At 49.3% G+C, this 7,168-nt stretch carries 5 protein-coding genes and 2 pseudogenes; 4 read left to right on the plus strand and 3 right to left on the minus strand.

Features of this window, described 5'->3' with window-relative positions:
- Positions 1 to 210, plus strand: a pseudogene (locus tag AC1DUO_RS22685) (hypothetical protein); the annotation flags it as partial.
- A 58-nt stretch (positions 211 to 268) separates the two neighbouring features.
- Here AC1DUO_RS22685 and AC1DUO_RS22690 read toward each other — a convergent pair.
- Together AC1DUO_RS22690 and AC1DUO_RS22695 are read right to left on the minus strand one after the other, a co-directional pair.
- On the minus strand, positions 269 to 1,123 hold the full coding sequence (locus AC1DUO_RS22690; RefSeq protein ID WP_449632437.1) for an aldo/keto reductase: 855 nt from the start codon (positions 1,121 to 1,123) through the stop codon (positions 269 to 271).
- A 130-nt stretch (positions 1,124 to 1,253) separates the two neighbouring features.
- Positions 1,254 to 2,003, minus strand: a complete 750-nt coding sequence (locus tag AC1DUO_RS22695) for a MipA/OmpV family protein (RefSeq protein WP_443567413.1) — start codon at positions 2,001 to 2,003, stop codon at positions 1,254 to 1,256.
- A 605-nt stretch (positions 2,004 to 2,608) separates the two neighbouring features.
- Between AC1DUO_RS22695 and yeaG the strand changes: the two genes are divergently transcribed.
- From yeaG to AC1DUO_RS22710, 3 genes and pseudogenes are all read left to right on the plus strand, one after another.
- Positions 2,609 to 4,543, plus strand: a complete 1,935-nt coding sequence (gene yeaG, locus AC1DUO_RS22700; RefSeq protein ID WP_013575358.1) for a protein kinase YeaG — start codon at positions 2,609 to 2,611, stop codon at positions 4,541 to 4,543.
- A gap of 34 nt (positions 4,544 to 4,577) precedes the next feature.
- The gene (locus AC1DUO_RS22705; RefSeq protein ID WP_013575357.1) at positions 4,578 to 5,852 is read left to right on the plus strand and encodes a YeaH/YhbH family protein; all 1,275 of its coding nucleotides are present in this window, start codon (positions 4,578 to 4,580) and stop codon (positions 5,850 to 5,852) included.
- 285 nt (positions 5,853 to 6,137) lie between these two features.
- A pseudogene (locus AC1DUO_RS22710) lies at positions 6,138 to 6,346 on the plus strand (integrase core domain-containing protein); the annotation flags it as partial.
- Positions 6,347 to 6,555: 209 nt separating this feature from the next.
- Here AC1DUO_RS22710 and AC1DUO_RS22715 read toward each other — a convergent pair.
- On the minus strand, positions 6,556 to 6,780 hold the full coding sequence (locus AC1DUO_RS22715) for a hypothetical protein (protein ID WP_173362071.1): 225 nt from the start codon (positions 6,778 to 6,780) through the stop codon (positions 6,556 to 6,558).
- Between the last annotated feature and the right edge of the window lie 388 nt (positions 6,781 to 7,168).

Genomic DNA, 7,168 nt, shown 5'->3' on the forward strand with positions numbered 1-7,168 from the left:
ATCCCGGGTCATCTGAAGCATTTTTACAGCAACGCAGCGATGCTAAAGCTGCCCTCGAGGCGTGAGCGTATCCCGGGTCATCTGAAGCATTTTTACAGCAACGCAGCGATGCTAAAGCTGCCCTCGAGGCGTGAGCGTGAATATGCGAGGGAAGTGAGAGAAAAAAGGTCGAAATATCCCTTAAAAAACAATGCCGGTCACCTTAAGTGACCGGCATTAGCCAGATGGCCCCTTTTTATCGTCTGATGACCGATGTGAATGATTGACTTCAAACCATATCCAGCGGCGTTTTATGATTCGGTGCCGGGAATACTGTGTCAATTCGTGCTATTTCATCGGCCGTCAGGCTGAGCGTCAGCGCCACCGCATTATCTTTCACGTGCTGCGGTTGTACCGCTTTAGGAATAGCGATCACGTTACCGGTGCGCGTTACCCAGGCCAGAGCAATCTGCGCGCTGCTGACACCCCGAGCGTTGGCGATTTCCTGCATCACCGGTGCAGTCAGGACGTCGTGACGTAACTTGCCGGCCTGCGCCAGCGGGCAATAGGCCATAACGGGAACGCTGTGCTCCTCACACCATGGCAGCAGGTCAAACTCAATGCCACGGGCTGCCGCGTGATACAGCACCTGATTGGTCATGCATGCATTGCCTCCGGGGATTTTCCACAGCGCCTGCATATCGTCAGTATCAAGATTAGAGACACCCCAGCGCCGGATTTTGCCGGATTGCTGCAATTTTTCCATCGCCGTGACAGTGTCATGTAGCGGAATCGAACCACGCCAGTGCAACAAATACAGGTCTAGACAATCTGTTTTTAAACGCTTCAGACTTTGCTCACAGGCGGCGATCGCTTTCGCGCCACCGGCATGATGCGGATACACTTTTGACACCAGAAACACGTCATCACGCCGCCCGGATATCGCTTCACCGACCACCCTTTCCGCACCGCCATCCGCGTACATTTCTGCGGTGTCGATCAGCGTCATACCGGCATCCAGCCCTTGCTGCAAGGCCTTCACTTCGGCACGGAGATCACTGTTCCGTTCCCCCATATACCAGGTACCTTGTCCGATTGCGGGTACTGTCGTGCCATCAGGCAATTGCACGGTCTTCGCTTTCATCTGTTTCCTCCGGTTGGGTCATAGCTGAAAAGTTAATTCGATTCTTTGAAAATTTACTGATCTATAAATGTGCAAATGGGGCGATACGCCCCACTAATGTGCAATATGTTCACCATGATGGTGCATTGCCTCAGAAGGTGTAAGTCACACCCGTCCACAACACGCCAGTCCAGTTATTTTCGATGATCGGGCTGTCGGTCACTTCACTGGACAGACGCAGGTAGCGACCGGTCACGAACCCTTGCCATGCTGGCGTGAAGTTATATTTTGCGGAGACTTCAACATACGGGCTGAAGCTGTCGTTCGGGGAATAGCTATGGAAGCCACTGCGACGGGATTCGTCTTTGGTCACGCCATAATAATACTGGGTGAGATTCGAGCTAAACCAGGTCACACCAAAGCCCGGTACCACAGCCCAGTTAGAGCCTTTAATGGCATACAGATAAGCCAGATCAGCAGTCATGCCATTGCTGGTATCCAGCGTATCCGCATTGAAGCTGGCGCGGAGGGTACCCCACTCGGCATTATGCGAATAAGCCAGACCGGCCATCAGCGTTGAGTGACGTTTATCGAGGCGCTTCATGCGCTTATCGTCGCTGTCGCTTGGGTCAAAGCTCAACGGGAAATAGCTGGCGGTGACGCTCAGTTTGTTGGCGTCATCATTCCACAGGTAATAGCCCGCCATCAGGGTGTGAAAATAGAAATCATCATTGTCGTAATTGATGATCGGTACCGGGTATACGTGGTCATTATTACCACGGTACGGATCCGGAGCGACCAGCGCAGATGCACCCGCCTGCCAGGTTCCCGCCACGGCAGCATTACTGCAAAGCACTGCCGCGCTAACGATGGACAGTGTTTTTAGATTGATCATTTTCATTGTCTTAATTCCATTAAGTAAAAAAACGTCGCTAGTGTAAATGAACCTTAAACGTCACGCTTAGCAATTCTGGGTCTATAAAAAGACATATCCAGAAAAACCGGGGCGATCGCACAATTTAACTGCAAAATATGAAATAAAAATGACTAAAGAAACAACTTCCGCTCTGCAGGGCACGTCCTGTAAGGCTTTTCAGAGCATTCCGCACAACTGAGTCATTGATATGACTTAAAAAACGCCAAAACCAGAGAGGAAATTTTCTTAATGCCAAACTACGCTTATAAATAGATGAAAGACTTAGCCTGAACGGTTGCCCGTCCCACCGAATAAAGACAGTTCTCAAACCATCGAGATTGTCGCTTTCCAAGGGGTTTTGCRAGTTGGCATAAGGGTTGCTGTATTTCAGGTGGGAGATCTTTCTTCCGGGAGCGCTGAAAAAAGCTCTCATTAACCTGTGCGTTACCCGAATCATTGGAATTGCAGCAAGGCGGCAAGTGAATGATTCCCGGTGAGCTTACACAGTTAAGTGACCCGGGTGAACAAGCGAAGCCAACGAAGGTGCGGTTCCAAAGACGAAGGGTAAAATAACGAAGGACGGGCATCGTATGAACATATTTGACCATTATCGCCAGCGCTATGAGGCTGCCAAGGACGAAGAGTTCACACTGCAGGAATTTCTTACCATTGCACGGCAAGATCGCAGTGCTTATGTCAATGCGGCGGAACGTCTGTTGATGGCAATCGGTGAACCAGCGATGGTAGATACCGCGCTTGAACCACGCCTGTCGCGTTTATTCTCGAACCGTGTTGTTGCACGTTACCCTGCATTTGAAGAATTTTACGGCATGGAAGAGGCTATCGAACAGATTGTCTCCTACCTGAAACACGCCGCGCAGGGTCTGGAAGAAAAGAAACAAATCCTTTATTTACTGGGCCCGGTGGGGGGTGGTAAATCATCACTGGCCGAACGGCTGAAATCCCTGATGCAACGTGTACCGATTTACGTGCTGAGCGCCAACGGCGAACGCAGCCCGGTAAACGACCATCCGCTGTGCCTGTTCAATCCGCAGGAAGATGCGCATATTCTGGAAAAAGAATACAACATTCCTCCGCGCTATCTCGGCACCATCATGTCGCCATGGGCGGCAAAACGTCTGCATGAATTCGGGGGGGACATCACGAAGTTTAAAGTCGTGAAAGTCTGGCCGTCGATTCTCGAACAAATCGCCATCGCCAAAACGGAACCGGGCGACGAAAACAACCAGGACATCTCCGCACTGGTCGGGAAAGTGGATATCCGTAAACTGGAAAACCACGCGCAAAATGATCCGGATGCTTACGGTTATTCCGGTGCTTTATGCCGCGCAAACCAGGGTGTGATGGAATTCGTTGAGATGTTCAAGGCACCGATTAAGGTGCTGCACCCGTTACTGACGGCGACACAGGAAGGTAACTATAACGGTACCGAAGGGATCTCCGCCCTGCCGTTCAACGGCATTATTCTGGCGCACTCCAACGAATCTGAATGGGTGACGTTCCGTAACAACAAGAATAATGAAGCGTTCCTTGACCGTGTGTACATCGTGAAAGTGCCTTATTGCCTGCGCGTGTCTGAAGAGATGAAAATCTACGACAAGCTGCTCAGCAACAGTGAACTCTCGCATGCTCCTTGTGCACCGGGAACTCTGGAAACGCTCGCGCGCTTCTCGATTCTCTCGCGCCTGAAAACGCCTGAAAACTCCAGCAGTTATTCCAAAATGCGGGTGTATGACGGTGAAAGCCTGAAAGATACCGACCCGAAAGCCAAGTCCTATCAGGAATACCGCGATTATGCGGGTGTGGATGAAGGCATGAACGGGCTGTCGACGCGCTTTGCGTTTAAAATTCTCTCCCGTGTTTTCAACTTTGACCATGTGGAAGTGGCTGCCAACCCGGTGCATTTGTTCTACGTGCTGGAACAGCAAATCGAGCGCGAACAGTTCCCGCAGGACATCGCTGAAAAATATCTGGAGCACCTGAAAGGCTATCTGATCCCGAAATACGCTGAGTTTATCGGCAAAGAGATCCAGACTGCTTATCTGGAATCCTATTCAGAATACGGACAAAACATTTTCGACCGTTATGTTACCTACGCTGACTTCTGGATCCAGGATCAGGAATACCGCGATCCGGATACCGGTCAACTGTTTGACCGTGAATCGCTGAATGCCGAGCTGGAAAAAATCGAAAAACCGGCCGGGATCAGCAATCCAAAAGATTTCCGTAACGAAATCGTCAACTTCGTGCTGCGTGCCCGCGCCAATAACAGCGGCCGCAATCCAAACTGGACCAGTTACGAAAAACTGCGCACGGTCATTGAGAAAAAAATGTTCTCAAATACCGAGGAATTACTGCCAGTTATCTCGTTTAACGCCAAGACGTCGACAGATGAACAGAAAAAACATGATGATTTTGTCGACAGAATGATGGAGAAAGGATACACACGCAAACAGGTACGCCTGCTGTGTGAATGGTACCTGCGCGTAAGAAAATCCTCGTAACAGAAGATCGTTGGCAACGTCGTTTGGGGGAAATATGACGTATTTTATTGACCGTCGGCTGAATGGCAAGAATAAAAGCGCGGTGAACCGCCAGCGCTTTTTGCGCCGCTATAAGTCGCAAATCAAACAGTCGATTGCCGAGGCCATCAACAAGCGTTCGGTTACCGACGTGGATAGCGGGGAATCCGTTTCGATCCCCAATTCCGATATCAACGAGCCCATGTTTCATCAGGGTCGCGGTGGCTTGCGCCACCGTGTTCATCCCGGCAACGATCACTTTGTGCAGAATGACCGCATCGAACGACCGCAGGGGGGCGGTGGCGGCGGCAGTGGTCAGGGCGATGCCAGCAAGGATGGTGAAGGCGAAGATGAGTTTTCATTCCAGATTTCAAAGGACGAATATCTCGATCTGCTGTTTGAAGATCTGGCGCTGCCAAACCTGAGAAAAAACCAGCATAAACAGCTGAATGAATTTAAAACCCACCGCTCCGGTTACACGTCTAATGGCGTACCGGCCAATATCAGTGTGGTGCGCTCTTTGCAAAACTCGCTGGCCCGCCGCACGGCGATGACAGCGGGTAAAAAACGCGAGCTGCGTGAGCTGGAATCGACGCTGACCGAGGTCGAGCACAGCGAACCGGCACAATTACTGGAAGAAGAACGGCTGCGTAAAGAGATTGCTGAGCTGCGGGCAAAAATCGCCAAAACGCCGTTCATCGATACCTTTGATTTGCGCTACCGTAACTATGAACGTCGCCCCGAGCCTTCGAGCCAGGCGGTGATGTTCTGTCTGATGGATGTCTCCGGTTCGATGGATCAGGCAACCAAAGACATGGCCAAACGTTTCTATATCCTGCTCTATCTGTTCCTGAGCCGGACGTATAAGAACGTCGACGTGGTCTATATCCGTCACCATACACAGGCTAAAGAAGTGGATGAACAGGAGTTCTTCTACTCGCAGGAAACCGGCGGGACCATCGTTTCGAGTGCACTGAAACTGATGGATGAAGTCATTCAGGAACGCTACGACCCGGCGCAGTGGAATATTTACGCCGCGCAGGCCTCCGATGGCGATAACTGGGCTGACGACTCCCCGCTCTGCCATCAGCTTCTGGCACAGAAGATCCTGCCGATGGTGCGTTATTACAGCTATATCGAAATCACCCGCCGCGCCCACCAGACGCTGTGGCGTGAATACGAAGTGCTACAGGAGAAATTCGATAATTTCGCCATGCAGCATATTCGTGAACAGGAAGATATTTATCCGGTATTCAGGGAGCTGTTTCATAAACAGGTTCAGGATCATTAATTTTTAGCCTTTAAAAACAGCCGGTTAAGTTACTTTTACTGGCTGTTTCCCTTCACTTTTGAGTGCATATTCCCTTTCAATGAGATCAATAAATTACTCTTCGTTTTGGTGAAGATTTTCTTTCCATACGTCCAAACTATACCGTTTCATATGACGCAACAGCACAGTGAGTAAAATAATTTATTGATTAAAAAAGTAAATATCACCATTTATGAACGTATTTATTGGCAAATCATTTCAAAAGTGATGAGCATGCGAAAATAAAGTTACTAAGGACTTCTCTCCGGCATGCCTGCAGATAACCCATTGTTCGAATCGTTCAATGGCAGTCTGAGGAATGCCTGAATATCCACTCGTTCCTGTCGATCGAGAATGCGCAAGAAAAGCTCGATCGCTGGCGGAAGGAACATAACCATGATGGGCCACATTCCTCGTTAAATAACCAGACTCCGGCAGAATTTATCCGAAGCCTGCAAACAGGCCCGGATCTTTGATTTATCCTGGCACAGATATTGGGAAGGGATCAGAAACCGGAAATCTCAAAAAGTGCGTGGAAGTAAAACAGGTGTGCTTACAAGGGAGGAGAAAAAAGGACTACAAAAATGATATAGCTTGAGTGCAAGAAGGTTACAGAATGGGTGCAAAAACACCGGCGCAAGGCCGGTGTCGATAGTGCCTGACCAATGTAGGTATTTTGAAGAGACTACATCTGTCGAATATCAGATAAAAATTCATGAAACTCTTTTTCTGTCATCTCAAACTCTGGCCCTTCGACCATTGCAATTAGTGACAGCAACGCAAAATCTAACTTTTTCGTGAGTGAAAAACTTGGATCTTGATAAATATCAAGTGCCTCTTTTGATATTTTAAAAATATCAAACCCATCCGCAACTATTCTTTCAAGCCTATCAGCCACTACGTCTTCCATGCTCATTGCTGCCCCCAATTCTTTAATTCTGCTCCGGTCGGAGGGTAGTGCTGAGCATCAACCGATTGGCCATTAATACTTTTCGGGTGGACACGGATTACCTCCCCTGAATGATCATAGCTTTCCATCCACTGCCTCGTACTGCCCGTTTTAGGATCAAACTCTGTAACAAAAGAAGCCCCCCGAGTAGGGCCTTCCGTTCTGGCTGTGTAGTGATGTTATGGACGCCCCTCCCTGAAGTAGCCAGTGCCATACTCTATTGACTGCAATTAATTCAGGAGTGATATCACATGAACACAATCAGAGTTGTTGGTATCGACATTGCCAAATCTGTTTTTCAGGTATGCGTCTGGATGGTTGATGGTTCAATTGCATATAACAAGAAGAT

The organism is Rahnella sp. P4_A8, from assembly GCF_056402435.1.